Origin of the sequence: Dysgonomonas sp. Marseille-P4677, from assembly GCF_016652235.1 — a bacterium.
Taxonomy (GTDB): domain Bacteria; phylum Bacteroidota; class Bacteroidia; order Bacteroidales; family Dysgonomonadaceae; genus Dysgonomonas.
In genome coordinates, this window is record NZ_JAEPKU010000249.1 from 1 (window position 1) to 2098 (window position 2098).

At 30.9% G+C, this 2098-nt stretch carries 2 protein-coding genes; both read right to left on the bottom strand.

All coding sequences use genetic code 11. The features are described from left to right. Nucleotides 1-3: 3 nt before the first annotated feature. Nucleotides 4-972: a FecR family protein gene (locus JGH11_RS19810; protein ID WP_201114669.1), complete on the bottom strand. Its 969-nt coding sequence runs from the start codon at nucleotides 970-972 to the stop codon at nucleotides 4-6. Between the two features lie 71 nt (nucleotides 973-1043). Then, nucleotides 1044-1613: an RNA polymerase sigma-70 factor gene (locus JGH11_RS19815; protein WP_201114670.1), complete on the bottom strand. Its 570-nt coding sequence runs from the start codon at nucleotides 1611-1613 to the stop codon at nucleotides 1044-1046. Nucleotides 1614-2098 lie beyond the last annotated feature (485 nt).

Below are 2098 nucleotides of genomic sequence, written 5' to 3' on the forward strand. Positions count from 1 at the left end.
TCTCTATCTTATATATATTATATTACTTTCGTCACTGTCTCTTTGAAAACTAAAGTTGGCATTCTTCTGGATTACTTTTAGCGCATGCTCTATGCCATCATTAATTCGGATTTTACCTGTAAGTTCAATATCTGACAATTTGGTATTCAATATTTCTATCTTTACATCATAATATTTTTCGAATGTCTTCATTAACTCCAGAAAGGGAGTATCTTTGAATGCAATCAGTCCATCTTTCCATAGAGCGGCTGAATTATTTTCAAATTCACCAATTTTAGATATATTGTTTACACTTTCGAAATACTCATTGGGACTCAATACCACAGGTTTTGGAGCCATCGCTCCTGTTATTTCGACTTTACCTTTAAATAGTGAAACAGATATTCTTGAAGATTGGGAGTATGCATCAACATTAAATTCGGTTCCTAATACTTTAATCTGCCCTTTAGAGGTTTCAACTATAAATGGTATTTTCGCGTTGCTCTTTACATCAAAAAATGCCTCACCATCCAAAAAGACTCGTCTTTCTTTTTCTCCGAACAGGGATGGATAAGTGAACTTCGATTTTGCGTTAACCCAGACTTTAGTTCCATCGGAGAGAGTCAAACTAACCTTTTCTCCCGCCGGTATAGAAATCTCGTTAGAAAGTGCTGTCAAATTATTATATTTCTGCTGATTGAAAAAATACATTCCTCCTAAAACCAACAAGATAACTGCTGATACTTTCAATACTTCTTTTACCCACATCGGAATACGTCTGCTAGTACGTTGTTTTTCTTCTTCAATTAGTCCTTCTAGTCTTTTCTCATCAGTATTTAAAATTAATTGATTGTATAATTCTCTTTCGGACAGAAATATGGATTTATTATCGGCCGATTCATCGATCCAATCAAGCAATTGTTTTTCTTCTTCGATACTGATGTCTCTCGAGAAAAATTTATAAAATATATTTTTATCAAATTCTTGGTTCATATAGATAAAGCAATTAAAGGTTAACGATCCCTGATGGAATCCGTATATTTAACATAAGTTAACTATTTAAATTATTTAATGAATGATATTAACAGAAAAAGAGGTAGATAGTCTTTCAAATTTTCTTTAAGAAACTTGGTAGCCTTAGATAAATGATATTCAATACTTTTCACAGTAATATCCAGATCAGCACTGATCTCTTTGTATGTCTTATTATTAAGCCGGCTACTAATAAATACGATTCGAGTAAGCTCCGGTAATTTTTGAAGGGCATCGATTAAAAGTGCCTCCAACTCCTTTACAAATAGTTCTTGAGGGTCGCATACTTCTAATGATGATATATTTAGTTCTATAACTCTATTTTGATGAGTATTTATTTCCGAATGGGCCTTTTCTACATAAAGCTTATGTTTGAGATAATTTAAGCACTTATGCTTTATTACGGTAAGAATATATCCGGGTATATTTGATGTATCAGCTAAATCTGAACGTTTTTCCCAATAGTACATAAAGCTATCCATAACAATGTCTTCTGCCACTTCTTTATTATCAACGTAGCTATAGGCAAAAAGGATGAAGCGGTTTCGATATATCGAAAAAAGTTCATTGAAATTTTGTAGAATTAACTCATCTTTCGGCATGAATATGATCTCTAAAAATAAATTATATACTATTGCATAATATAAGCATTGAAGTTTGTTGAATAATATAAAGCAAAAGTCCTTCCATAAAATAAGAATAAGATGGAGCTATCAAATTATATCTTAACTATATATAAAAACAAAAAAGGCTCGCTAAAGGTTTTTCTTTCGAGTCTTCCCCTATCTTAGCAACTATATTACCATCATTACAAGATGATAATGTTTTTTTATATAATTATAATACAACCGACTAATAATAGGTGCACTTACTTATCTATACTCTTAATATTTTGATAGTAAATCAGAAGTTTTTCATATTTCCACACTCCGATGGTTTTCCTGCTTTTCGAATATGGATGCAAACGTAATATTTTTAAAATAATATCCAAACTTTTCTAATAAGTATTTGTAATCAGGATCTGTGTTTTAATACAAAAATTCGTTGATTAAAGAATATTGTTTCATCCTATAGGTAGGTAATATAT

Excerpts from the sequence above, each read along its gene's own strand:
- JGH11_RS19810 (WP_201114669.1), bottom strand. The coding sequence starts at position 972 with ATGAACCAAGAATTTGATAAAAATATATTTTATAAATTTTTCTCGAGA.
- JGH11_RS19815 (WP_201114670.1), bottom strand. The coding sequence starts at position 1,613 with ATGCCGAAAGATGAGTTAATTCTACAAAATTTCAATGAACTTTTTTCG.